This is a genomic window from Roseovarius ramblicola (assembly GCF_042430665.1).
Lineage (GTDB): Bacteria > Pseudomonadota > Alphaproteobacteria > Rhodobacterales > Rhodobacteraceae > Roseovarius > Roseovarius ramblicola.
Genome location: NZ_JBHMEC010000030.1, coordinates 149,026 through 173,563 on the forward strand (window position 1 = coordinate 149,026; position 24,538 = coordinate 173,563).

Genomic DNA, 24,538 nt, shown 5'->3' on the forward strand with positions numbered 1-24,538 from the left:
ACGCCAGCGCTCACTCGAGATCGCGCCAGTCATCCTCGTGATGCGCGGCACCGATGGCGATCCAGCCCGCGCGGATGCGGGCGACGCGGCTGTCCCCCCATGTGCGAAAGACGATATCGAACCCGTCGGTGGCGATGTTCTCGGCGCGCACCTCCATGCGGGCGTTGGTCTTGCAGTCGGTATCCCACAGCGACAGCGCCACATGCACCATCGGGGCGGCGCGGAAGGGCGGGTCGAAGGTCACCCGCTTGCGCCGCTCGCGGGCACCCTTTGCTGTCCACATGTCGCCGCCATCGGCGTAATCCGAGAATAGCGCGACGTCCCCCTGCGCGATCCCGATCGCCTCTCTCAACAAGACCTGCATGCGCCCTCCGTCGGTCTGGTCCGGGAGCGTAACCGTACCCGGGCCGACTGAGAACGGCAAAAGAAAAGGGCCGCGCGGGACGCGGCCCTGCCCTGTCCGTCTTCCGTCGGGATGATCTCAGTTGGGCGACATGCCGATGTGATCGCCCACGGCCACCATGTCGTGCAGCAGCTTGGTGGCATCGTCGATGAGACCATGTTCGTCGGCGCTTTCCTCTTGCACGCGATTGAGGCGCTCGGTCGCTTCGTCCACCATCGACTTGAAGTGCTCCTGCGTCATGTCCTCACGCGGCAGGGCGCGCTCGGCGAGGACCGAGATGCTCTGGCCGTTGATTTCGGCGAAGCCGCCGGTGACGACGTATTCCTTGTCGCCCTCGGCGCTCGAGACCCGCACGATGCCGGGGCGCAGCGTGGTGATGAGCGGTGCGTGATCGGGCAGGGCCGTCATATCGCCCTCGGCACCGGGGATCAGCACCTCGCGCGCCTCGACCGAGGCGAGAAGCCGCTCGGGGCTCACGAGATCGAATTGCACTGTCTCAGCCATATCGGCCTCCTCCTATGGGTGGTGGCGGGCCGGTGGCCCGCCGCGCGGCGCTCAGGCTGCGGCTGCGGCCATCTTCTCGGCTTTGGCAACCACGTCGTCGATACCGCCCACCATGTAAAAGGCCCCCTCGGGCAGGTGGTCGTATTCGCCCGCGACCACGGCCTTGAACGATTTGATCGTCTCTTCGAGCGGCACCTGGATGCCGTCGGAGCCGGTGAACACCTTGGCCACGTCGAAGGGCTGCGACAGGAAGCGCTGGATCTTGCGGGCGCGGGCCACGGTCAGCTTGTCCTCTTCGCTGAGTTCATCCATGCCGAGGATGGCGATGATGTCCTGAAGCGCCTTGTAGCGTTGCAGGATGCCCTGCACGTCGCGCGCGACCTGATAATGTTCCTCGCCGACGATCTGCGGGTCCATCAGGCGCGAGTTGGAATCGAGCGGGTCCACGGCGGGGTAGATGCCGAGCTCGGAAATCGCACGCGACAGCACCGTGGTGGCGTCGAGGTGGGCGAAGGTCGTCGCCGGGGCCGGGTCGGTGAGGTCGTCCGCAGGCACGTAGACGGCCTGAATGGACGTGATCGAGCCCTGCTTGGTCGAGGTGATGCGCTCCTGCATCGCGCCCATGTCGGTGGCCAGCGTCGGCTGGTAGCCCACCGCCGACGGGATGCGGCCAAGTAGTGCCGACACCTCGGAACCTGCCTGCGTGAAGCGGAAGATGTTATCGACGAAGAACAGAACGTCGGTGCCCGACTGGTCGCGGAACTGCTCGGCCAGCGTCAGGCCGGTGAGGGCGACGCGGGCGCGGGCGCCCGGCGGCTCGTTCATCTGGCCGTAGACCAGAGCCACCTGGCTTTCTTCAAGGTTGTCGGGCTTGATGACGTTGGATTCGATCATCTCGTGGTAGAGGTCGTTGCCCTCACGGGTCCGCTCGCCGACACCGGCGAACACCGAGTAGCCCGAGTGCACCTTGGCGATGTTGTTGATCAGTTCCATGATGAGAACCGTCTTGCCCACGCCAGCGCCGCCGAACAGGCCGATCTTGCCGCCCTTGGCGTAGGGCGCGAGCAGATCGACCACCTTGATGCCGGTCTCGAGCACGACGCTTTCAGTCGACTGTTCGTCGAATTCGGGTGCGGGCTGGTGGATGGCGCGGGTCTCGTCGGCCTTGACCGGACCCTGCTCGTCCACCGGCTCGCCGATGACGTTGATGATGCGCCCGAGCGTGGCGTTGCCCACCGGCACCGAGATCGGCGAACCGCTGTCCGTCACCTCCTGCCCGCGCACGAGACCCTCGGTCGCGTCCATCGCGATGGTGCGCACGGTATTCTCGCCAAGGTGTTGCGCAACTTCGAGAACCAGCTTCTTGCCGTGGTTATCGGTTTCCAGCGCGTTGAGGATCGCAGGCAGATCATCGCCGAACTGCACGTCCACCACGGCGCCGATGACCTGCGTCACTTTGCCTTTTGCGTTTGCCATGTTTCGTCTCCGGTTTGTCTTACAGCGCTTCCGCGCCGGAAATGATTTCAATCAGCTCGTTGGTGATCACGGCCTGACGCGAGCGGTTGTACTCGATCGTCAGCTTGTCGATCATCTCGCCGGCGTTGCGGGTGGCGTTGTCCATCGCCGACATGCGCGCGCCCTGTTCCGAGGCCCCGTTCTCCAGGAGCGCGCTGAAGATCTGCGTGGCGACGGCGCGCGGCAGAAGCTCGGTCAGGATCGCGTTCTCGTCGGGTTCGAAATCGTAGAAGGTGCTGGTATCGACATCATCCGTGTCGCCTGCATCGACGGGAACGATCTGCTGTTTTGTCGGGATCTGCGTGACCACGTTCTGAAACCGCGCGTAGAACATCTTGGCGACGTCGAACTCGTCCGCATCGAAGCGCTTGAGCACGTTGGCCGCGACCGCCTGCGCATCGGCATAACCCACGCGCTTCACCTCGGTCATGTCGACATGGTCGATGAAATACTGACCGAAGTCGCGCTTCATCGCGTCGCGGCCCTTCTTGCCGACGGTAATGATCTTGACGGTCTTGCCCGCCGCCAGAAGATCGGCGGCCTCGGCCTTGGCGAGCTTGGCGATGTTACCGTTGAACCCACCGCACAGCCCGCGCTCGGCGGTCAGGACCAAGAGCAGATGCACCTTGTCCTCACCGGTGCCCCTGAGCAGGCGCGGCGCATTTTCCGAGTCGCCCACCGAGGCGGCCAGCTTGGCCATCACCGCGTTGAACCGCTCGGTGTAGGGCCGCGCCATCTCTGCCGCCTCTTGCGCGCGACGAAGCTTCGCCGCGGCAACCATCTGCATGGCCTTGGTGATCTTGCGGGTCGATTTGACCGACGCGATCCTGTTTTTCAGGTCCTTGAGATTGGCCATTGCCGTCTCTCTCCCTTAAGCGAAGTCGGCGGCGTATTCGTCCAGCGCAGCCTTGATCTTGTCCTCGGCTTCCCCCTTGATCTTGGGGTCCTCCTTGGTGATGTAATCAAGCAGGTCCTGGTGCTTGCCGTGCAGGTGCTTGAGCAGCCCCTGCTCGAACCGGCCCACATCGCCCACGGGCATCTTGTCCAGATAGCCCTTGGTCCCGGCATAGATGATGCAGACGATCTCGGCGTTGGTGAGCGGCGAGTATTGCGCCTGCTTCATCAACTCGGTGAGGCGCGCGCCACGGTTGAGTAGCTGCTGTGTCGCGGCGTCGAGGTCCGAGCCGAACTGGGCAAAGGCGGCCATCTCGCGATACTGCGCAAGCTCGAGCTTGACCGGGCCTGCGACCGATTTCATCGCGTTGGTCTGTGCCGAGCCACCAACGCGGCTAACCGAAAGGCCGGTGTTCACGGCCGGGCGGATACCCTGATAGAACAGGTCGGTTTCGAGGAAAATCTGCCCGTCGGTGATCGAGATCACGTTGGTCGGGATGAAGGCCGAGATGTCGCCGGCCTGCGTCTCGATGATCGGCAGAGCGGTGAGGCTGCCCGAGCCGTTGTCCTCGTTGAGCTTGGCCGAACGCTCCAGCAGGCGGGAGTGGAGGTAGAACACGTCGCCGGGATAGGCTTCGCGGCCCGGCGGGCGGCGCAGAAGAAGCGACATCTGGCGATAGGCCACGGCCTGTTTGGAGAGGTCATCGTAGATGATGAGCGCGTGACGGCCGTTGTCGCGGAAATGCTCGGCCATCGCGGTGGCGGAGTAGGGCGCGAGGAACTGCATCGGTGCGGGGTCGGACGCGGTGGCGGCCACGACGATCGAATACTCGATCGCGCCGGATTCCTCGAGCTTCTTCACAAGCTGCGCCACGGTCGAGCGCTTCTGGCCGACGGCGACATAGACGCAGTAGAGCTTCTTGCCCTCGTCGTCGCCCGCGGCTTCGTTGTAGGATTTCTGGTTGAGGATCGTGTCGAGCGCCACCGCGGTCTTACCGGTCTGGCGGTCACCGATGATCAGCTCGCGCTGGCCACGGCCGATCGGGATCATCGCGTCCACCGACTTGAGGCCCGTGGCCATCGGCTCGTGCACCGATTTGCGCGGGATGATGCCGGGCGCCTTGACGTCGGCGAGGCCGCGCGTGTCCGACTTGATCGGGCCCTTGCCGTCAAGCGGGTTGCCGAGGCCGTCCACGACCCGGCCCAGAAGTCCGTCACCGATCGGCACGTCCACGATGGAGTTGGTGCGCTTGACGGTGTCGCCTTCCTTGATGTCGCGGTCGGAGCCAAAGATCACGACGCCGACATTGTCGCTCTCCAGGTTGAGCGCCATGCCCATGATGCCACCGGGAAATTCCACCAGTTCGCCAGCCTGCACGTTATCGAGCCCGTGCACACGGGCAATCCCGTCACCGACCGACAAAACCCGACCGATCTCGGCGACCTCGGCCTCCTCGCCGAAATTCTTTATCTGGTCCTTCAGGATCGCAGAAATCTCTGCTGCTTGGATACCCATTTATCCGACCTCTTTCATTGCATTCTGGAGGGAATCGAGCCGCGAGCGGATCGAGGTGTCGATCATCTTCGAGCCCACTTTGACAACAAGACCGCCGATGAGGGTCTCATCGACGGTCGTTTTCAGTTTCACGTCGCGCCCGATGCGCGCCTTGAGCGTTTTCGCAAGTTTGTCGGACTGCGCGCCGGACAGCGCCTTGGCGCTGGTTACTTCGGCGCTGACCTCGCCCTTGTCCTCGGCGATCATCCCGGACAGCAGGGAGATAAGCTGCGGCAGCACGAAGAGCCTCCGATTGGCCGCCATGAGGGCGAGCCCGTTCTTCAGCTCCGGGACGAGGTCCATCTTGCCGGCGACGGCGGTAATTCCCGCGCCCTGTTCGGCGCGGCTCAGGACCGGCGAGAAGATCAGCGTGCGCAGGTCGGCGCTGTCGTCGAGCGCCACCGACAGGTCATCGAGATTGGCTTCGAGCAAGGCGAGGGATTTGCCCTCTCTGGCAAGCTCGAAGATGGCGGTGGCATAGCGCGCTGCAATGCCGGATGAAATCGAAGCTGGTTCGGACACGTCCACCCTTCCGATAATCTGGCCCCGGTCGAACCCGCTTGATGCAAGAACGAGACCGGGGGCGTTGTCATACGATGCGCCTTGCGAAACACCGAAATTCGGCTGGGGTGTAGCAGAGGCTTTGCTGTCGGGCAAGCGGCTTTGAAACGATTGTATACCGTAGAATACCGTAAACTTTCAACCACTTGATCCGACTGCGACCGATTGCACACTCCTCACCGAGGAAAAAAGACCTCTTTTCGTGCGGTTCCGTCCCTGCAAACGACCCCGGATTCCCTGTCTAGTGCCCCGCGCCACGGACCAGAAGCCCCTCGTAGATCGGCTCGAGCGATGTCGCCTCGAACAGCGATGACACGCTGGTGCCGTTCCAGATGTTGAGGATCGCCTGCGCGAAGATCGGCGCGACGGGCACGATGCGGATGTTGGGCGTGGCCGCCACCGCCTCGGTGGGCTGGATCGTGTCGGTGATGACCATCGACTTGAGCGCCGAGTTGGTGATCCGCTCGACCGCGGGTCCCGACATGACGCCGTGGGTGGTATAGGCATGGACCTCGCGCGCGCCGTTCTCCAGCAGGATGTCGGCGGCCTTGCACAAGGTTCCGGCGGTGTCGCACATGTCGTCCACGATGATGCAGATCTTGTCGGTCACGTCGCCGATCACCGTCATCTCGGCCACCTCGCCCGCTTTCTCGCGGCGCTTGTCGACGATGGAGAGGGGCGCGTCGATCCGCTTGGCCAGTTCGCGCGCCCGCGCCACCCCGCCCACATCGGGCGAGACGATCATCACGTCGCCGAGCGCATCGGCGAACTGCGCCTTGATGTCGAGGGCAAAGACCGGAGAGGCGTAGAGGTTGTCCACGGGGATGTCGAAGAAGCCCTGGATCTGCGCGGCGTGCAGGTCCATTGTCAGCACCCGCTCGATCCCCGCGCCGACGATCATGTTGGCCACCAGCTTGGCCGAGATGGGGGTGCGCGCCTTGGTGCGGCGGTCCTGCCGTGCATAGCCGAAATAGGGGATCACGGCGGTGATGCGCCTGGCCGACGACCGGCGCAGCGTGTCGGCCATGATCAGCAGTTCCATCAGGTTGTCATTGGCTGGCTTCGAGGTGGGCTGGATGATGAACATATCCTCGCCGCGCACGTTCTCGAATATCTCGACAAACACTTCCTGGTCGTTGAACCGCTCCAGCCGCGCGTCCACCAGCCCCACGCTCTTGCCGCGGTGCATGGACATGCGGCGCGCGATGGCCTTGGACAAGGGCATGTTGGCATTGCCCGAAATCAGCTTCGGTTCGAGATTGGCTGGCATGGCGGGGTCCCCGGGGTGGTCTTGTATGACGGATTCGTGATGTTGCACCCCGCTTAGCATGGCCCTACCGTCGCGCAAAGCTGTGCCGGAAGGGGAGCGCGCCGAAATGGCCCATATCGACTATTATTTCTCCACGCTGTCGCCGTTCGCCTGTCTCGCGGGGGACGGGCTCGAGCGGATCGCCGTCCGCCACGGGGCGGACGTGACCTACAAGCCGCTCGACATCATGGCGCTGTTCGCGCGCACCGGAGGCGTGGCCCCGGCCGAGCGCCATCCCTCACGCAATGCCTACCGCGCGCAGGAACTGGACCGTCAGGCAAAAAAGCGCGGCATGACCCTGAACCTGAGGCCCGCCCACTGGCCGACCAACCCGGCGCCGTCGTCCTATGCGATCATCGCCGCGCAGAACGCGGGCGGGGGCGATGTGGGCGCACTGGTGCAATCCATTCTGCGCGCCTGCTGGGCGGAGGAGCGTGACATCGCCGAGGACGCGGTGGTGCGCGACTGCCTCGAACGGGCGGGTTTCGACCCGGCGGTCGCCGATCGCGGGCTATTGAGCGGAGCCGAGACCTATGCGGCCAACCTTGAAGAGGCGGTCGAGGCCGGCGTGTTCGGCGCGCCCTTCTACGTGGTGGACAGCGGGCAGATGTTCTGGGGACAGGACCGGCTGGAGGATCTCGACCTGCATCTTGCCGGCAAACTCTGATCAATGCCCCGTGATGTGCGCGCGGGGCGCGTCACCCATTGGCAGGTCATGGGGCAGGGGCCGCGTGCGGCCCTCGCCATCCATTGCTCGCTCGCCCATTCGGGGAGTTGGGCGGCGCCTGGTGCTGACCTCTCCGAACTGCTGACCGTCACCGCCTTCGACCTGCCGGGTCACGGTCTGAGCGCGCCGTGGAACGAGGCGGGCGAGATACAGGCCGCGAGCACCGCAATCGCCGCGACATTCCCCGAAGGTCCCACGGATATAATCGGCCATTCCTTTGGCGCGACCGTGGCGTTGCGGCTGGCGGTCGAGCATCCGCACCTCGTGCGCTCCTTGTGCCTCTACGAGCCGGTATTCTTTGCCGTGGCGCTGGCCGACCGGCCCGACCTGCGCGCGGACCACGAGGAGGAGATGGCGACCTACCAGGCAGGGATCGGGGCGGGAGACATGGCGGCAGCGGCGCGCGGCTTCCTGTCGGTCTGGGGCGGGGGCGAGGCGTGGGAGGCGCTGCCCGCCTCCGTTCGCGATCGAATGGCCGCGCAGATGCCGCTGATCGAGGCCGCCTCGCCCGCGCTTTACGGGGATGCGGGCGGGATGCTGGCCTCGGGCGCGCTGAGCCGCATTGGCGTCCCGACGCTGCTGATGGAGGGCGCACGCTCTCCGGCCATCATCGGCGCGATCAATGACGGCCTTGCCGCGCGCCTGCCCGAGGTCCGCCGCGCATACATTGACGGGGCCGGGCACATGGGGCCGATCACCCATCCGCACGCCGTGTCCGCCGCGATCCGCGCCTTTCTCAGCCCCGCCCGTGCGGCGCGTCGTAATCCAGAACCGGGTTGATCGGGATGATCCGGTAAGGGTTAACCGTCTCGTGGCTGTAGTGGTAGTGGCGCACGATATGGTCGAAATTCACCGTCTCGCGCACGCCGGGCCATTGGTAGAGCTCGCGGACATAGCCCCAGAGGTTGGGATAATCGACGATGCGCTTTCGGTTGCACTTGAAATGCAGGTGATAGACCGGGTCGAAGCGGATCAGCGTGGTAAAGAGCCGCCAGTCCGCCTCGGTCAGTCGGCCACCCATCAGGTAGCGGTTTTCCGACAGGCGCTCCTCCAGCCAGTCGAGACTGTCGAAAAGCGGATGCACGGCGGCATCATAGGCCTCTTGCGAGGTGGCAAACCCGGCCTTGTAGACGCCGTTGTTGACGGTGTCGTAGATACGCGCGTTCACCGGCTCGATCTCGTCGCGCAGGTCCTCGGGCCAGTAATCGTCGGTGTTGCCGGTAATCCCGTCAAAGGCTGCGTTGAACATGCGGATGATCTCGGAGCTTTCGTTGGACACGATGGTCTCGCGCTCCCGATCCCACAGGATCGGCACCGTCACCCGGCCCGAGATACGGGGATCGGCCTTGAGATAGATGTCGCGGGCATAAGGCAGGCCGTAGAGCCGGTCGCCGGTTGCGCCGGGGTAATCGGTGCGGAATTCCCAGCCATCCGAGAGCATGTCGGGGTGCACGACCGAGACGCCGATGAGATCGGTGAGCCCCTTGAGGGCGCGGAAGATCAGCGCCCGGTGCGCCCAGGGGCAGGCATAGGCGACGTAGAGGTGATAGCGCCCGCTTTCCGCCTTGAACCCGCCTTCACCGCTCGGCCCGGGGGCACCGTCTGCGGTGATCCAATTGCGGAATTTCGCCGTTGAGCGCACGAATTTGCCGCCATGTGACGCGGTGTCGTACCAGGTGTCTTCCCACGCGCCGTTGATCAGTTGTCCCATGCCAGGCCCTCCTTTGGGATTTAGTTAGGACAGCAGTCCATACCGCAGTAGCCGTGGCACCGCGCAGGGGGCGTGCGGGGGTGCACAGGCAAGGGCACCGTCATCCTCGGGTCGAGCCCGAGGATGACGGGATCGGCAAAGAGACATCAGAGCTTGGACCGCAGGTAGTCCATCGCCGCGGGGCGCAGGGACTGTGTGCCGCGGGCGCGCTCCTCGTGCAGGATATCGCGCAGCTCGCCCAGGTTGGTGCGCCGCAGCAGGCTCTTGACCGGCCCTATGGAGGCGGGCCGCATGGACAGCGTGCGAAAGCCAAGCGCCGTCAGGCAGGCCGCTTCGATCGGGCGCCCGGCATCCTCGCCGCAGAAGCTGAGCCGCGTGCCGAGCGTGGCACAGCGATAGACGATGCCTTCGAGAAAGTTGAGGTAGCTCATGTCGAGCGTGTCGTAGCGGCGGCGCACGCGCTCGTTCTCGCGGTCGGCGGCGAAGAAGAACTGCTTGAGATCGTTGCCGCCGACCGAGAGGAAATCCACCTCCTCGTAGAAGGCATCCGGCGCGAAGGCGAGCGACGGGGTTTCGAGCATGGCCCCGACCTCGATTTCGGCGGGCAGCGGGTGGCCAAGGATACGCTCGCGGTCGAGCGCCTTGTCCATCTCGGCGCGGGCGGCGCGGAACTCGGCGTGCTGCGCCACGAAGGGAAACATCACCGACAGGGGCCGCCCCTGCGCGCCGCGGATGAGCGCCTGAAGCTGCATCCGCATCACGCCCGGCTTTTCCAATGCCACGCGCACCGCGCGCCATCCCATCGCCGGGTTGGGCTCGTCGGTGGCCTTCATGTAGGGCAGCACCTTGTCCGAGCCGATATCGAGCGTGCGGAACACCACGCGACGGCCCTTGGCGGCGTCCATCACGCGGCCGTAGAGCGCGCTCAACTCGGCGCGCTTGGGCATGTGGCTGCGGATCAGGAACTGCAATTCCGTGCGGAACAGGCCCACCCCCTCGGCCCCCGAGTTCTCGAGGCTGGGCAGGTCGGCCATGAGCCCCGCGTTCATCTTGAGCGTGATATGCGTGCCGCACAGTGTCTCGGCCGGTTTTTCGCGGATCGAGGTATAGCGCTCCTGCGCCTTGGCCTGCATAGCCATCTTGTCGCGAAACGCCGCCGTCACCGCATCATCGGGGCGCAGATGCACGATGCCCTGATCGCCGTCCACAAGGATCGAATCGCCGTTGAGCGCCTCGGTGGTGGCCCGCGCGGCATGGATAACCAGCGGAATGGCGAGCGCCCGCGCCACAATCGCGGCGTGAGAGCCGACCGCGCCTTCCTCGAGCACGATACCCCGCAGGCTGCGCCCGTAATCGAGCAGTTCCGCCGGGCCGATATTCCGCGCCACGAGGATCGGGTCGGCGGGGATTTCGGCACCGGTCTGGTGGCCCTGCCCGGTTAGGATGCGCAGCAGCCGGTTGCTGAGGTCGTCGAGGTCGTGCAGCCGTTCGCGCAGGTAGGCGTCGGTGACCTGGGTCATCCGCGCACGGGCAGCGGATTGTTCTTTCTCAACCGCCGCCTCCGCCGACAGGCCGCTGTCTATGTTGGCTTCCATACGGCGCATCCAGCCCTTGGAATTGGCGAACATCCGGTAGGCCTCGAGCACCTCGAGCTGTTCCGAATCGCCGCCCTGCGCCGAATCAAGCATCCGGTCCACGCCCACGCGCAGCGTCTCTATGGCCTCGTGCAGGCGCTCCATCTCGCGGGCGGGGTCCTCGGCGATGGGATTGGTCACCACGACGCGCGGCTCGTGCAGCCAGACATGGCCCTGCGCTGCGCCTTCCTGACCGCAGGCACCGCGGAACATCACCGGACGGCTGTGCAGCGCGGTCATTGCCGCGCCCTCGCCGACGAACGCCCCGAGCTCGGCCATCTCGGCGAGCACCATCGCCACCACCTCGAGTGCGTAAATCTCGTCCTCGGAGAATTCCCGCGCCTGTTTCGACTGCGTCACCAGCACGCCGAGCTTTTCGCCGAGTCGCTGAATGGGCACGCCGACGAAGGAGGAATAAGCCTCCTCGCCGGTCTCGGGCATGTACCGGAAGCCGGGGGCAGAGGGCGCGTCATCGGTATTGATGACGTTGCCCGACCGCGCCACCCGCCCGACCAGCCCCTCGCCCAGCCGCAGCCGCGTCTGGTGCACCGATTCGGCCTTGAGCCCCTCGGTGGCGCAGAGTTCGAGCGTGTCGGCGTCGCGGAACAGGTAGATCGAGCAGACCTCGGCGCGCATCTCCTCGGCGATGAGCCAGGTGATCCTGTCGAGTCGCGTCTGCCCGCCACCCTCCTCGGCCATGATCGCGCGCAGGCGTCCGAGCATCTGTCGGCTGTCGGTCTTCAAAGTCGCGCTCATCGCGCCTCGCCCCCCGGGGCCGGTTCAGGGGCGGCCGGCCTGCTGCGTGTTGGCGCGGCGCGGGCCGTCAGGCCGCCTTGTCCAGATCAAACGCATCATGCAGGGCCTGAACCGCGAGTTCCATATATTTCCGGTCGATCAGAACGGAAATCTTGATCTCCGAGGTTGCAATGACCTTGATGTTGATGCCCTCGTCACGGAGCGTCTGGAACATCCGCGCCGCCACGCCCGACTGGCTGCGCATGCCGATCCCCACAGCCGAGACCTTGGCCACGTCGGTATCGGCGAGCAGGTCATGGTAGTTGATCTCGCCTGCGTCCTTGGCCGCAGTGAGCGCCTTTTCCGCGCGTCGGACCTGATCGGTGGGGCAGGAGAATGTCATGTCGGTACGACCACCCTCGGCAATATTCTGGACGATCATGTCGACATTCACACCCGCCTCGGCCAGCGGCCCGAAGATCGCCGCGGCGATACCGGGGCGGTCGGCCACCGAGACGAGGGTCATCTTCGCTTCCTCGCGGGAATAGGCGATGCCACTGACAATTCTTGATTCCATGATTTCCTCCTCGGCGCAGACCAGTGTGCCGGCCTCGTCGCCCTGGTCCTCGAAACTCGACAGCACCCGCAGCTTGACATTGTAGCGCATCGCCAGTTCGACGGACCGGGTCTGGAGCACCTTGGCCCCCAGGGAGGCCAGTTCCAGCATCTCCTCGAAGGCGATCCGGTCGAGCTTGCGCGCCTTCGAGGCAATACGCGGGTCGGTGGTGTAGACGCCGTCCACGTCCGTGTATATGTCGCAGCGTTCGGCGCCGAAGGCGGCCGCGAAGGCCACGGCGGTGGTGTCCGAGCCGCCGCGGCCCAGCGTGGTGATGCGGCCCTCGGGGCTGATCCCCTGAAAGCCCGCGACCACGGCCACGCGCATCCCCTCGGCGAACTTGGCGGTGATGTTGTCGGGGGGAATGTCCTCGATCCGGGCGGCGGAATGCGAGGAATTGGTCCTGAGCGGCACCTGCCAGCCCTGCCAACTGCGCGCGGGGATGTCCATTTCCTGCAAGGTCAGCGCCATCAGCCCGGCGGTCACGTTCTCGCCGGAACTGACCACGGCGTCGTATTCGCGCGCGTCGTAGAGGGGCGAAATCTCGTCCACCCAGCCGACGAGCTGGTTCGTCGTGCCCGACATGGCCGAGACAATGACGATTACATCGTAGCCCTTGGCCACCTCGACGCCCACACGCTTGGCAACGCGGCGGATGCGATCGGTATTGGCGACCGATGTGCCGCCGAATTTCATCACGAGAACGGGCATGGCGCGAGACCTGAAATGAAAACTTCGGCGCGGTTTACGCGCGGTCAGACCCGGGCGCAAGTGGTCGGGTTGAGGCCGGGCCGCGGGCCCGGTCAGCAGAGCGATCAATATGGGTGCGCTTGCCCGTCCCATGTCCGGAAGCAGCCGGTGTCATCCATACCGAGCGCGGCGAAGCGCGCAATCAGTCCTTCGGCGGCTTCTTCCACCCCGATATCCGCCGCGTCGCCGCCCATGTCGGTACGCACCCAGCCGGGGTGGTAGATGCCCACGGCGATACCCTCGGGGGTCAGGTCGGCGGCGAGATTGCGCCCGAGATTGAGCGCCGCCGCCTTGGAGGCGCGGTAGATGTAGCTGCCGCCCGGGGCGCGGGTGTGGCTGGCCATCTGACTGGAGATGATGGCGATTCGCGCGCTGTTGCCCGCGCGCAGGTTGGGCAGGAGCGCCTGCACCGTCAGGAACACGCCGGTCACGTTGGTGGCGAAGGTCTCAGCCCACATCGGCGCGGGATAGCCGGTGTCGATCGCCTGCCCCTTGTCGGGGTAGATGCCCGCGTTGCACACCAGCAGATCGACCGGGCGCCCACCGAGATGCGCGGCGAAGGTCGCGACGCTGTCGGACCGCGTCACGTCGAGCGCGACGAGGCCGTCGCCGGCGCGGCGTCCCGTGCCGGTGACCGTGTGCCCCTCGGCCCGGTACCGTTTGGCGAGTTCCGCGCCGATGCCCCGCGATGCGCCCGTGATGACAACATGCATGGCGGTCCTCAGTGCGTCTTGCGGCGCGGGGAGAACGGCAGGGGGGCCACGGGGATGCCGTCGTCGAACAGGCGCTTCGCCTCCTCGGGCCGCGCCTCGCCATAGATGGCGCGCTCGGGCAGCACGCCGTCATGCATGTCGCGCACCTCCTGTGCGAAGCGCGTGCCGACATAGTCGGCATTGGCCTCGACCTTGCGGCGCAGTGCGGCGATGGCCAGCTCGGCGGTGTCGGGCGAAGACGAAAGCGAGCGGTCGTCCCGCGCGCCCTGAACCTGCGGCGTCATGAGCGCCTTTTCGACCTGTGTCGATCCACAGACAGCGCAGGCCACCATCCCCGTGCCGGACAGACGGTCAAAGGCCGACGCGGATTGGAACCAACTGTCGAAGCGGTGACCCCGCTCGCATTTCAGAGTAAATTTTATCATGCCCACACACCTGTTTACCCGGACCATAGTTACCCCTGCGGGCGCGAAGATCAAGCGTGAGAAATCTGAGTGAAAGATTCAGAATTGACTTATCCGACTCTTTCACTCAGATTGTTCGAGCCAAGCCACTCCATAATGGTCAGCCCGGCATCCTGTACCCGAATAGCGGGCTCGCGAGACACGCCCCCGCCGCCCGAGCGAATGGAGACCATGACATGATCCGCGCCCAGACCGGACCTGAGCAAAGCCTGTTGGCAGAGGCCGCCTGCCACGACGCCCGAGACCTGACCGAGGGCGGCAATACCGCCTATATCGTCCTCGACGGGAAGACCTACACCCTGCGCATCACCCGCGCGGACAAGCTGATCCTGACGAAATGAAACAAGTGCGCGATCTTTCCGGCGAATTGCCCGTCGGTGCCATCGAGGGGCTGCAGCCCTTGGCTGTACTCGTCATCGCGGCGCTGCGCGGTTGGAACCGCGGCGGCGCAGGTGCAGCGCTTGTGGCGCTGCGTGCGCGCATGAGTGAGGGCCAGGCCGCGGCGGCGATGGCGGCGATGTGCGACCTTGCGGGCATACTTGGCACCGCGCGGCGGCGGCCGCTGGCCTGCCACGCGCCCCAATGCCCCTGCGTGGGCGCGGACGAGGCGGCCTTTGCGCGCTTCGTGCAGGAGGCGGCGCTGGGCGAGCGCGAGGATGCGCTGCTGCTCGCCAGCCTGATGGTTGACGGCCCCGCCATCGTCTGCCTCACAAGGGCGGCACAGCGCTTCGGCCTGCAGCTTCACCGGGCCACGCTGCGCGATACTGCCGCGTTGACAGTCGTCGCTCCGGCAGGCACCACGCTCCACTGAGAAAGGACCGAGTTACGATGATCGTCTGTCACTGCATGACCATCAGCGATACCGACATCCGCCGCGCTGTGGATTGGATGCGCGCCTCCGATCCCGAAACGGTGATCACCCCCGGCAAGGTCTATCGCGCACTGGGCAAGCGCGCCGATTGCGGCGGTTGTCTGCCGCTCTTCATTGAAACCATGAGCGAGCAGGTTACGCTCGCTGTCCCCATGCATCTGCGCGCCCTGCGGCGCGCATCCACACAGGGAGACCTCCATGAAAGGCGACCAGAAGGTCATCGACTATCTCAACAAGGCGCTCAGGAGTGAACTGACCGCCGTCAGCCAATACTGGCTCCACTACCGGCTTCAGGAAGACTGGGGATACGGCAGGATCGCGGCGAAATCCCGTGAGGAGAGCATCGAGGAAATGCACCACGCCGACAAGCTGATCGAGCGGATCATCTTTCTCGGCGGTCACCCCAACCTGCAGAAACTCGACCCGCTGCGCATCGGCCAGACCCTGCGCGAGACGCTCGATTCCGATCTTGCGGCCGAGCACGATGCCCGCACCCTCTACATTGAGGCGCGCAACCACTGCGAAAGCGTGGGCGACTATGTGTCCAAGAACCTGTTCGAGGAACTGATCGCCGACGAGGAAGGCCATATCGACTTTCTCGAGACGCAGATCGACCTCTACGACAGCCTCGGGGCCGAGCGTTACGGGCTTCTCAACGCCAGCTCCGCCGACAGCGCCGGGTGACCGTGGCCGCGCCGCGGTTCAGTCGTCGCGGCGTTCCTTCGGGGCGGCGGTCCCTTCCTCGATCTGGCTGAGCAGCATGGTCTGCAAATCTGACTCCAGTTCCCGTGCGCGGGCGATGTAGGCGGCATTCTCCAGCGTCGGCACGTCCGGGTCCCACAGCGCGGCCAGTTCACGCACGGATTGACGGTCGTGCTGATAGAACAGCTTTTCTGCCTCCGCCGCCTCGAAATCCGTCAGCCCGACATTTTCCAGCACGTAGCGCCCGGCGCGCAGCGAGCCGTCGAACACCTCGCGCACGATGTCGTTGGCCCCCGCCTGGTAGAGGCGGAAAACGTGCGTGCGGTCGCGCGCGCGGGCGACGATATGCATGTCGGGCCGCTCTCGCCGGGCGAACGAGACCAGCCGCACGCAGGCATCCGGGTCGTCCAGCGCGGCGACCAGCACCCGCGCCTCGCCCAGACCCGCGGCGTGCAGCAGGTCGGGTCGGGTCGGATCGCCGAAGAAGCCCTTGACACCGAAGCGGCGCATCCGCTGGATTGCCGCCAGGTCGTTGTCCAGCACCACCGTGCCGAAACCGCTCGACCGCACCAGCCGGTTGACGACCTGTCCGAACCGCCCGATCCCGGCGATGATGACCTCGCCGGTGCGGTCGATCTTGTCGGCCTCGGGGGGCTCGGCGGCCTCGCCCATGCGCCATGACAGTTTGTCGAAGAGCAGGAACAGCAGCGGCGTGATGAGCATGGTCAGGGCGATCACCAGCAGCAGGATTTCGCTCATGCCGCGCGGCAGCACGTTCTGCTGGTTCGAGAACGCGACCAGCACGAAGCCGAATTCACCCGCCTGCGCCAGTGACAGGGTGAACAGCCACAGATCGCGCCCGCGCAGCCTGAATACCCGGCCCAGCACATAGAGGATGGCCCCCTTGGTCACGATCAGCCCGCCCGCGAGCCCCAGCACCAGAAACGGCGCACCCGCCAGCACGCCAAAATTCATGCCCGCGCCCACGGTGATGAAGAAGAGCCCCAGAAGCAGCCCCTTGAACGGCGCGAGATCGCTTTCGAGTTCGTGACGGAACTCGCTGTTGGCCAGCACCACGCCAGCGAGGAACGCCCCCAGCGCGGGCGACAGCCCCACCAGCATCATCAGGAACGAGATGCCAACCACGATCAGCAACGCCAGTGCGGTATACATCTCGCGCAGCCGTGCGGCGTGGATGAAGCGGAAAACCGGCCGCGTTAGGTAGACTCCGGCCAGGATGATCGCCGCCACCGCCGCCACCGTCACCAGCGTCGCCGCCCAGCCCGGCAGGCCGGCGATGAAGTTCTGCGCGGCTTCGTGCGGGGCCGCCTCGGCGGTTTCCTGTGCCTTGTTCGCCCGCTCGAAAACGGTACCAAAGACCATGTCCACGGTGCGCGGCAGTTCCAGCAAAGGCAGCAGCGCCAGCATCGGGATCACCGCGATGTCCTGCGTCAACAGCACAGAGAACGCCGACCGCCCGCCGCTCGTCTGCATCAGCCCCTTTTCGTTGAGGGTTTGCAGCACGATCGCCGTCGAGGACAGCGCCAGCGTCATGCCCACGGCCAGCGCCACCGTCCACGCCTGTCCCAGCCAGATGGCGCCCAGAAGGATCGCGGCGGTGGTCAGCCCGATCTGCAGCCCGCCCAGCCCCAGCAGCCGGTGGCGCATGTCCCACAGCGCCCGAGGTTCGAGCTCGAGCCCGATGAGAAACAGCATCATGACCACGCCGAATTCGGCCATGTGCTGCAATTCTGCGGTTTCGTGGCCGCCGACCATCCCGAGGCCCGGGCCGATCACGATACCGGCGGCGAGGTATCCCAGCACCGAGCCGAAGCCGAGCCGCGCCGAAAGCGGCACCGCGACGACCATCGCCACGAGGAATATCGTCGCCTGAAACAGAACCCCGTCCATCGCCCGGCCTCTTGAATGTGCGGCTCTTGGCGCTCAGCCCCGCGGCAGCCGCAGCACCACGTTTCGTCCGCTTTTCGTATAGCGCAATTCCGTATCGCCGATGGCCGAGACATGGCCGCCGTCGATCCGGTCACCGACCTCCACCTTGCGGTATTGCCCGTTCGCGAGGCGGACCAGCGCACGCCTGTTCGATGGGGTGCCGTAGACCCCGATGAGGTTGACCTGCCGCAGATTGATCGCGTTGCGGGCTGTCGCGCGCTGTGCGACAGAGGCCGTTGTCGGGATCGCCGGTGCCGCCGCCGTCGCCGCTGCGCGCGGTCGATCGGCGCGCGCGATCGCCTCGGGTCGCAGACGCGGCTTGAGAGATTCGGCAACCGCCTCGTCGGTTGCCTCGGCAATCGCTGCCGCTTCCGCCCGCGCCGCCCCCCGCGCAGCGATCGCCTCCGGGCGGGGGCGGGGGCGCAGCGTTGCCAGTTCGGTCCGCGTTCGTCCTCCTAGAGCCCCGCGCTCGTGCTCCTCGATCAGCGTCTCGGGGCGCAGGCGCGGGCGGATGCCCGACAGGTTTTCGCGCGCTTCGACGGCCTCTTCGGTCGGGGTGAGGCCGGGCAGGGGCACAGCGCGCGGCGGCGTCTCCGGCGGACGGACGGGGGGCGGTCCGGAATGGACGCGGATACCCTCTGGCGTCAGCGCGCCCTCCGGCGTTGCCCGCACGAAGCCGCGGGTGTCAAGCTCGAATGTCCGGCCCGGCGGTGGCGGCAGTGCGGGCCGCGGTGGCGCCGGATCCGGTGCGAGGCTGGCCGCGCGCGGCAGAGCGACGGCGTCGCGCAGGGTCACCTGCGCGTCTATGGAAGTCTGGTAGAAGGTGTCGAGGCTGCCGCTGCGCGGCTCGTCCGGGGCTTCGGGAGCCGATGGCCAGATTCCGGTGGCGGCATAGCGCCTGCGCGCCTCCTCGGGGGTCTCGGGAGCGGTCCAGCGCTCGGTCGTATCCGGGGTTTCCGGCTCTTTCTCGACAGCGCCGGTCGCATCCTGTGCGGCGGGCGGCGCGGCCGGGACCGGTAGTGCGGCAATTTCCTGTTCGTCGGGGGGTGCTGCCGGCTCTGGCGTGCCGGTCGCGGACTCCTCCGGCTCCGACGTCGCCGACCCGGCGGCGTCCGGTTCTTGCTGAGGCTCGGGGGCCGCGAGTTCGGGGATGTCGGGCGTCAGCGCGATCTGCGGCTCCGCCCCGCGCAGGATGCGGCCCAGCCCCGAGTCGGGAAAGATCGCCGCCCATGCCGCGACGCCGATCATCACGAGCAAGAGCACCGCCGTCAGGATCAGTCCCAGGAAGCGCGGCTTCCCGCGCCGCGCGTCGGCCGAGCTGCGCGCGCCGAAGATGGTTAGCCGTTCGGCCTCGTCCGCCGGTGTCAGCGCCACCGCGCCGGTCTCTGTCGGGCTCGGGGTCGCGACCGCCGCGGCCTCCTGCGCGCCCCCTGCGCCGGGCGCGGCGTTGTCTGTCATGGACGCGGGCTTGTCTTGGGGCACGCGTGGTGCGTTCGGTGCGGTCCTGGAGGCTTTGGGCGTCTTGGGCCGTGCCTTGGATTTTGTGCTTGTCGGCGCTTTCGGCGGCACGGTCCTGTCCGCCACCGGACCGACCGCGGGCGCGTCGTCGCGCGGGGCGAGGCTGGCAAGCGCGGCACCGCTGATGGCGCGCGCTTCCGCATCGGGCAGCGGGCCGGGCGTGATACGCGCCACACCCTCGAGCCGCGGCATGGGTGCCGGCGGCAGACCGCGCTCGGCCCGCACGCTGACAAATGGCAGGGCCGCGCCGGCTGTCGTGTCCCCGTCGTCCCCGTCGTCGTCCCCGTCGCCTCCGTCGTCCGAGACGGGCTTGTCTTCCTCCACGCCAGCCTCCGGCAGCGCGCCGAGCCGTCTCATGGGCCCTGTCTCGCGCTCGACCGTGTCGCTGCGCTCCCCGGCATTCCCGGTCACGCCGAAGACCGGTGTTCCCGCGTATATCTTCTGGTCAGGATCGGCCACGAAGCAGACCGGGTTGAACTTGTGCTCGCGGGCAAAGCTCTCGGCCTCGTCCAGCGTTTCCCGGGCGACGGCCGCGACGTAAAGCCGCGCGTCGCGCACTGTCCAGTCATAGGCCAGCTCATCCAGCGCGTAGGGCGTCGCCCCGTCCAGGGCATCGGCCGCCGCGGCATCGTGATCGCCATGCGGCGCGGGGGCGGCGGGAATATCGAGATAGCGGATCTGGTCGTCGGGGATGACGAGCTTGGTGCGCATCCCCGAGGGATCGAGGGTGTTGGCCTTCCTGCGCAGTGCCGCGAGATCGCCGTCAAGGGTCGGAGAGTCGAGCGCCACCTCGCCCACGACATGCCATCCCGCCTCGCCCGCGCGGTGCAGGAGGGTTATTCCGTCGAACGTCAGGTCGAGGGCGAAATTCGGTTTCATCGGGACCGTCTTACCATGCGCGCGCCGCCACCGGGAGTCTCAACAACGGTTGCGAGCCTGACGCGGTGGCGCACGGCGGTCAACCATCGTCGCCGCGCAGGCCTGCCGCCGCCTGTTCAACCGGTGGCGCGCGCCAGAGCCTGACCGAGATCGGCGATCAGATCGTCGGCATCCTCGATCCCGATGGAGATGCGCACCACGTTGGGCGCCGCCCCCGCCGCGACCTGCTGCTCTTCGGTCAGTTGCCGATGCGTGGTCGAGGCCGAATGGATGATGAGACTGCGGGTATCGCCGAGGTTGGCGACGTGACTGAAGAGGTCCAGACTGTCCACGAGTTTGACACAGGCATCATAGCCGCCCTTGAGCGCCACGGTGAAAAGCCCGCCGGCACCCCCGGGACAGATCCGCGCCACGCGGTCATGCCACGGCGAGGAGGGCAGCCCGGCATAGGTCACCCCCTCCACTGCCGGGTGGCTCTCGAGCCAGCCCGCGACCTTCTCGGCGTTCTCGCAATGGCGCTGCATGCGCAGGCTCAGCGTCTCTATCCCCAGAAGCGTGTAATGCGCCGCCTGCGGGTTGAGCGTCATGCCGAGATCGCGGAGCCCCACGGCGATGCCGTGGAAGGTAAAGGCGAGCGGCCCGAAGGTCTCGTGGAATTTGAGGCCATGATAGGCTGGTTCCGGCTGACTCAGCGAAGGGAACTTGCCCGAGGCCGACCAGTCGAAATTGCCGGAGTCCACCACGCAGCCGCCAGTTACCGTGCCGTTGCCGGTGAGGAACTTGGTCATCGAATGCACCACGAGCGTCGCGCCATGCTCGATCGGGCGGCACAGATATGGCGTGGCCGAGGTGTTATCGACGATAAGCGGCAGCCCTGCGTTGTCGGCAATTCCCGCCACCGCGTCGAGATCGGCGATATGGCCGCCCGGATTGGCAATGGATTCGCAGAAAATCGCGCGGGTGTTGTCATCAATCGCGGCGTTGATGGCGTCGGCGTCGTCGATATCGACGAACTTGGCCTCCCAGCCGAACCGCCTGATGGTCTGGCTGAACTGCGTGATCGACCCGCCATAGAGCCGAGTCGAGACCACCACGTTGAGCCCCGGTCCCATCAGCGGAAAGAGCGCCATGATCTGCGCTGCGTGCCCCGACGAGCAGCACACCGCACCCGCCCCGCCCTCGAGCGTGGCGAGACGTTCCTGCAGCGCGGCCACGGTCGGGTTGGTCAGGCGCGAGTAGATGTAGCCGACTTCCTGGAGGTTGAAGAGCGCCGCCGCGTGCTCGGCATCGCGAAACACATAGGCCGTCGTCTGGTAGATCGGCACCTGCCGCGCCCCTGTGGCCGGATCGGGCCGCGCGCCCGCGTGAATCTGCAACGTGTCGAAACCATAGGTCATCTCGGGGCTCCTCCCTTCGGAAACACTTGAAAACCGGGTTACGGCATTGAAAGGTGGCCCGCAACAGGCATGAGGAGTTACGCCATGGTCCCCCCGTTCCATCTGGCGATCAACGTCACCGATCTCGACACGGCGCGCGCGTTCTACGGCGGGTTGCTTGGCGGCACCGAGGGGCGCTCGACCGACACATGGGTGGATTTCGATTTTTTCGGGCACCAGTTGTCGCTCCACCTCGGCGAGCCGCTGGCCACCGCCCCCACCGGCAAGGTGGGCGATCACATGGTGCCGATGCCGCATTTCGGCGTGGTGCTGCCGTTCGACGTCTGGCGTGCGCTGGCCACACGGCTTGAGGCGGCGGAGGTCGATTTCGTGATCCCGCCCTCGGTGCGTTTCAAAGGCGAGCCGGGCGAGCAATGGACGATGTTCTTTCGTGACCCATCGGGCAACCCGATCGAGGTCAAGGGCTTTGCCGAGAGCGCCGGAGTGTTTGCCCACTGAACGGCGTTTTGGAGGGCCATGTGTATCGAGTACTTGATCCAAGAAGAAGCCAACGGGGGTTTCTTCTTGGCAAAATACTCGGATCCGGTCGTGGCAGCGGGCGCATCGCTCCCTGCTTCAGCGCATCCAGAACCCGTTGCGCTTGATGGTATTTCGGATCGCCTGTTCGCGGCGCGGCAGGTTGTCCTGGTCGAACAGCGCGCGCACCTTGTGCCCGCGTCCCTGATAGATCATGCGCTTGATCGCGTCGTATTCCTTGAGCACCTTCTTGATCCTGTTCGGTGCCGTGATCTTTTCGAGCACGTCAATCACCCCGTCGCTCTCGCGCGCATAGAGCAGCGGCAGGGTGCGGTAATGGCAGGTCACCGTGCCGTCGAGCCACCCTTCGGGCAGCGTGTCGCGCCCGCCTCCGAGCGAATGGATGACCAGCGGCAGCGTGACCTGGTCGAGCCACGGATCGAGCGACTGGCACACGAGCTCGGGCGGCGGGTCGTCGCGGATGGCGAGCGCATAGTCGAGGAACCGCTGGCCGAAAACGCGCGGGCAGCGGTAGAAAAAGTATCCGGCGTTGAAATAGAGATAGCGCTTCCAGTATTCGTCCGGCTGGCCCGCGTCGAGCGACGTTTCGAAATCCAGCCCGAACTTGTCGTAGAGCGATTTCCAGATTGCCGTGTAGCCGGGCCCGTAAAGGTCCGGCTCGGGCCAGGTGCCGCTGCGGCGGAGTGAGGCGGAGGGGCGGTCGAAATCGAACGGCACATCCGCGATCTCGCCGGTCACCAGCGTGTCGGTGTCGAAAAAGACGAAGGGCTCGCCCTCGGGCAGGGCAAACAGCGCCTCGATCTTGTTACCGTAAGGATAACTTTTTCCGAAGTGGCGTGTGTCAAAGGGCACGATCTCGGCCCCGAGTTCTTGCAGCCGGGCGCGGGTTTGCTCGCCCGTGACGCGCGGGTCGCCGCGCCACAGCGGTCCCGGCTGCGGTTCGGCCACCAGAAGCCGCCCGGTGAAGCCCGGCGACATCGCGCGAAGCGAGGCGGCAAAGATCACCGCCTCGTATTGCAGCCGCCCGCCCTGTCCGACGATCACGATGTTGAAACCGGTCCCTGCCGCGGTCGGTTGCGCCATGCCCGTGCCCCTGCGCTTCTTGCGTGACTATACTCTCGGGGTCTCGGGCTCGGGAAGGGGAAAGTGGTGGGCGACCTAGGATCGCCTGCCATACCCGTAAACCATTGAGATGGCTGCATCCGCTTGGCGGGCGGGTTGCGATTTGTCCCACCACTGTGAACTACCGACGGAAACAGATCAACCGCCTTCGACGTTTGCTAAGATACCAAGAAGTTGAACTTGGCTCTCAGCAACGCCAGATCGAAGAAACCGAGCGTGTCGGTCTTCGCTGTATCGACAAGGGCCGCTAGGTCACTGTCATCGAGGGCCATGACGTAGCCTCTGTGGTCCTTTGCCGTATCACGGCATCGCTTTGCAAAGAGTGCTGGGTCCGCGAGTTCTCTACAGACAATAAATCCGACTTGGCCTCGACTTGGTGAGAAGCGACCTGCGATTTGGTCCAGTGCGGGATTGTCCAACTCCTTGCCGTAGTTCTTGCATTCAAAGAAGATGTGTGCCGAGGAGTAATGGCGAGATAGCCACTCAAAAAAACTTCCACGGCCCATGTTGCTATAGGTTATGTCTATCCGTTTCCGGCCGTCATGTATCTCATGCTGCGCTCTCGGATGCGCAAGTGCTGGGTACATCAGCGCCGATAGAAGTGCCTCTACTGCATTCTCATAGTGGTGCGCGCTATTGTTGCCCGGCGGAAGGCTAACGACGTTGTCGAGTAGCTTGTCCCAGTCTGGCGTTTCGCTGCCGCTTATCTCTGCAATGGTGCGGTGGGTCAGCGGCTTGCTTGGGTTACTATGTTCTTCCTTGTAGGCGCGCAGCAACTCGGGGTTTGCTAGGGTCTGATGGACTACTGCGGGCTTCCCAGTCCCATACTTCTCTTTAAGGTCTTTGATATAGACCTTTGGCTGCCCCTTCTTTTTCCCACTTCTCAGTATTTGTACGAGGTCCGAGTTCGCTGCTAGCTCCTGCTTTCGAAGATGCTCAAGAATGTAGTGGCGGTAGTACTTTGCAAGGTCGTAGTCCATGTCCTGCCGGACGATTTCTTTAGGGACGAGTAGGAGCCGCTCGTCATCCACCGTCGGAAGCTGCACGTATAGCTCGTCCCATTTCTTATTCGTTTGGTACCATAAGGGGCCAGATACCACGCCGCTTGTAAGGGGGATGCCGTACTGTTCACATGCTTCTTGGGTATACTCAATCAGCGGCCCACGAATAATGTTGGTCACTATGTCTGAGACCACGTCCACCGAGATGCCTTCGATCATCAGCACTGTGTCTTCTAGATCGGTGAGAAGACCGGACTTTGCGGCTTCGCTCTTAGCCAATGTGAGCTACCCCCCGAAATTCGGACACTGACATAAGCTACGATTTGCAGTCTGCTGATCTTCGACGAAAAGGAGATCAGAGATGTCGAAACGCAAGCAGCACGCGCCTGAGTTCAAAGCGAAGTGAGCTACCCCCCGAAATTCGGACACTGACATAAGCTACGATTTGCAGTCTGCTGATCTTCGACGAA

24 protein-coding genes are annotated in these 24,538 nt (G+C 65.3%); 7 read left to right on the plus strand and 17 right to left on the minus strand.

Annotation, left to right across the window (positions count from 1 at the left end; translation table 11 throughout):
- Positions 1-10: 10 nt before the first annotated feature.
- From ACFFU4_RS17525 to ACFFU4_RS17555, 7 genes are all read right to left on the minus strand, one after another.
- Positions 11-364, minus strand: coding sequence for an H-type lectin domain-containing protein (locus tag ACFFU4_RS17525; RefSeq protein ID WP_377071174.1), 354 nt, complete (start codon positions 362-364; stop codon positions 11-13).
- Positions 365-481: 117 nt separating this feature from the next.
- Complete coding sequence (locus ACFFU4_RS17530; protein WP_377071175.1) at positions 482-907, minus strand: F0F1 ATP synthase subunit epsilon; 426 nt, start codon at positions 905-907, stop codon at positions 482-484.
- A gap of 51 nt (positions 908-958) precedes the next feature.
- Positions 959-2,383 (minus strand): F0F1 ATP synthase subunit beta, encoded by a 1,425-nt coding sequence (atpD, locus tag ACFFU4_RS17535; protein WP_377071176.1) that lies wholly within the window; start codon positions 2,381-2,383, stop codon positions 959-961.
- A gap of 19 nt (positions 2,384-2,402) precedes the next feature.
- Positions 2,403-3,278 (minus strand): F0F1 ATP synthase subunit gamma, encoded by an 876-nt coding sequence (locus tag ACFFU4_RS17540; RefSeq protein WP_377071177.1) that lies wholly within the window; start codon positions 3,276-3,278, stop codon positions 2,403-2,405.
- A gap of 15 nt (positions 3,279-3,293) precedes the next feature.
- The gene (atpA, locus tag ACFFU4_RS17545; protein ID WP_377071179.1) at positions 3,294-4,832 is read right to left on the minus strand and encodes a F0F1 ATP synthase subunit alpha; all 1,539 of its coding nucleotides are present in this window, start codon (positions 4,830-4,832) and stop codon (positions 3,294-3,296) included.
- On the minus strand, positions 4,833-5,399 hold the full coding sequence (locus ACFFU4_RS17550) for a F0F1 ATP synthase subunit delta (protein WP_377071206.1): 567 nt from the start codon (positions 5,397-5,399) through the stop codon (positions 4,833-4,835).
- 274 nt (positions 5,400-5,673) lie between these two features.
- Positions 5,674-6,702: a ribose-phosphate pyrophosphokinase gene (locus ACFFU4_RS17555; RefSeq protein ID WP_377071180.1), complete on the minus strand. Its 1,029-nt coding sequence runs from the start codon at positions 6,700-6,702 to the stop codon at positions 5,674-5,676.
- A 106-nt stretch (positions 6,703-6,808) separates the two neighbouring features.
- On the opposite strand from ACFFU4_RS17555, the gene ACFFU4_RS17560 reads away from it, so the two are divergent.
- Complete coding sequence (locus ACFFU4_RS17560) at positions 6,809-7,408, plus strand: 2-hydroxychromene-2-carboxylate isomerase (RefSeq protein ID WP_377071181.1); 600 nt, start codon at positions 6,809-6,811, stop codon at positions 7,406-7,408.
- A 3-nt stretch (positions 7,409-7,411) separates the two neighbouring features.
- Positions 7,412-8,248, plus strand: coding sequence for an alpha/beta fold hydrolase (locus tag ACFFU4_RS17565; RefSeq protein ID WP_377071183.1), 837 nt, complete (start codon positions 7,412-7,414; stop codon positions 8,246-8,248).
- Here ACFFU4_RS17565 and ACFFU4_RS17570 read toward each other — a convergent pair.
- From ACFFU4_RS17570 to ACFFU4_RS17590, 5 genes are all read right to left on the minus strand, one after another.
- Positions 8,205-9,179, minus strand: coding sequence for a glutathione S-transferase family protein (locus ACFFU4_RS17570; RefSeq protein ID WP_377071184.1), 975 nt, complete (start codon positions 9,177-9,179; stop codon positions 8,205-8,207). The two genes, ACFFU4_RS17565 and ACFFU4_RS17570, sit on opposite strands and share 44 nt — an antisense overlap.
- Before the next feature lie 146 nt (positions 9,180-9,325).
- The gene (gene ptsP, locus ACFFU4_RS17575) at positions 9,326-11,569 is read right to left on the minus strand and encodes a phosphoenolpyruvate--protein phosphotransferase (RefSeq protein WP_377071185.1); all 2,244 of its coding nucleotides are present in this window, start codon (positions 11,567-11,569) and stop codon (positions 9,326-9,328) included.
- 67 nt (positions 11,570-11,636) lie between these two features.
- Positions 11,637-12,875, minus strand: coding sequence for an aspartate kinase (locus ACFFU4_RS17580; RefSeq protein ID WP_377071186.1), 1,239 nt, complete (start codon positions 12,873-12,875; stop codon positions 11,637-11,639).
- A 104-nt stretch (positions 12,876-12,979) separates the two neighbouring features.
- Entirely contained in the window at positions 12,980-13,627 is a 648-nt protein-coding gene (locus ACFFU4_RS17585; protein WP_377071187.1) for an SDR family oxidoreductase, read from the minus strand.
- An 8-nt stretch (positions 13,628-13,635) separates the two neighbouring features.
- The gene (locus tag ACFFU4_RS17590; protein WP_377071188.1) at positions 13,636-14,052 is read right to left on the minus strand and encodes a DUF1178 family protein; all 417 of its coding nucleotides are present in this window, start codon (positions 14,050-14,052) and stop codon (positions 13,636-13,638) included.
- Positions 14,053-14,267: 215 nt separating this feature from the next.
- Between ACFFU4_RS17590 and ACFFU4_RS17595 the strand changes: the two genes are divergently transcribed.
- The 4 genes from ACFFU4_RS17595 to bfr are packed head-to-tail and all read left to right on the plus strand — an operon-like array spanning position 14,268 to position 15,646.
- Positions 14,268-14,432: a hemin uptake protein HemP gene (locus ACFFU4_RS17595; RefSeq protein WP_377071189.1), complete on the plus strand. Its 165-nt coding sequence runs from the start codon at positions 14,268-14,270 to the stop codon at positions 14,430-14,432.
- A complete protein-coding gene (locus ACFFU4_RS17600) occupies positions 14,429-14,902 on the plus strand; it encodes a hypothetical protein (RefSeq protein WP_377071190.1) in 474 nt (157 codons plus the stop codon). The genes ACFFU4_RS17595 and ACFFU4_RS17600 overlap by 4 nt, the downstream gene beginning before the upstream one ends.
- Before the next feature lie 17 nt (positions 14,903-14,919).
- Complete coding sequence (locus tag ACFFU4_RS17605; RefSeq protein ID WP_377071191.1) at positions 14,920-15,213, plus strand: (2Fe-2S)-binding protein; 294 nt, start codon at positions 14,920-14,922, stop codon at positions 15,211-15,213.
- On the plus strand, positions 15,161-15,646 hold the full coding sequence (bfr, locus tag ACFFU4_RS17610; protein ID WP_377071192.1) for a bacterioferritin: 486 nt from the start codon (positions 15,161-15,163) through the stop codon (positions 15,644-15,646). The genes ACFFU4_RS17605 and bfr overlap by 53 nt, the downstream gene beginning before the upstream one ends.
- Positions 15,647-15,664: 18 nt before the next feature.
- Here the strand turns inward: bfr and ACFFU4_RS17615 are convergent, their stop codons facing one another.
- The 3 genes from ACFFU4_RS17615 to ACFFU4_RS17625 form a co-directional block, all read right to left on the minus strand.
- Positions 15,665-17,575 carry a cation:proton antiporter domain-containing protein gene (locus ACFFU4_RS17615; protein ID WP_377071193.1) on the minus strand — a complete coding sequence of 637 codons (1,911 nt, stop codon included), beginning with the start codon at positions 17,573-17,575 and terminating at the stop codon, positions 15,665-15,667.
- Positions 17,576-17,608: 33 nt separating this feature from the next.
- Entirely contained in the window at positions 17,609-20,011 is a 2,403-nt protein-coding gene (locus tag ACFFU4_RS17620; protein ID WP_377071194.1) for a hypothetical protein, read from the minus strand.
- Between the two features lie 116 nt (positions 20,012-20,127).
- Entirely contained in the window at positions 20,128-21,408 is a 1,281-nt protein-coding gene (locus tag ACFFU4_RS17625; RefSeq protein WP_377071195.1) for an O-acetylhomoserine aminocarboxypropyltransferase/cysteine synthase family protein, read from the minus strand.
- Between the two features lie 84 nt (positions 21,409-21,492).
- Between ACFFU4_RS17625 and ACFFU4_RS17630 the strand changes: the two genes are divergently transcribed.
- Entirely contained in the window at positions 21,493-21,906 is a 414-nt protein-coding gene (locus ACFFU4_RS17630) for a VOC family protein (protein ID WP_377071196.1), read from the plus strand.
- A 117-nt stretch (positions 21,907-22,023) separates the two neighbouring features.
- Here ACFFU4_RS17630 and ACFFU4_RS17635 read toward each other — a convergent pair whose 3' ends face one another.
- Together ACFFU4_RS17635 and ACFFU4_RS17640 are read right to left on the minus strand one after the other, a co-directional pair.
- The gene (locus tag ACFFU4_RS17635) at positions 22,024-23,028 is read right to left on the minus strand and encodes a GT-B fold glycosyltransferase domain-containing protein (protein ID WP_377071197.1); all 1,005 of its coding nucleotides are present in this window, start codon (positions 23,026-23,028) and stop codon (positions 22,024-22,026) included.
- A gap of 197 nt (positions 23,029-23,225) precedes the next feature.
- Complete coding sequence (locus ACFFU4_RS17640; RefSeq protein ID WP_377071198.1) at positions 23,226-24,347, minus strand: DUF8370 family protein; 1,122 nt, start codon at positions 24,345-24,347, stop codon at positions 23,226-23,228.
- Positions 24,348-24,538 lie beyond the last annotated feature (191 nt).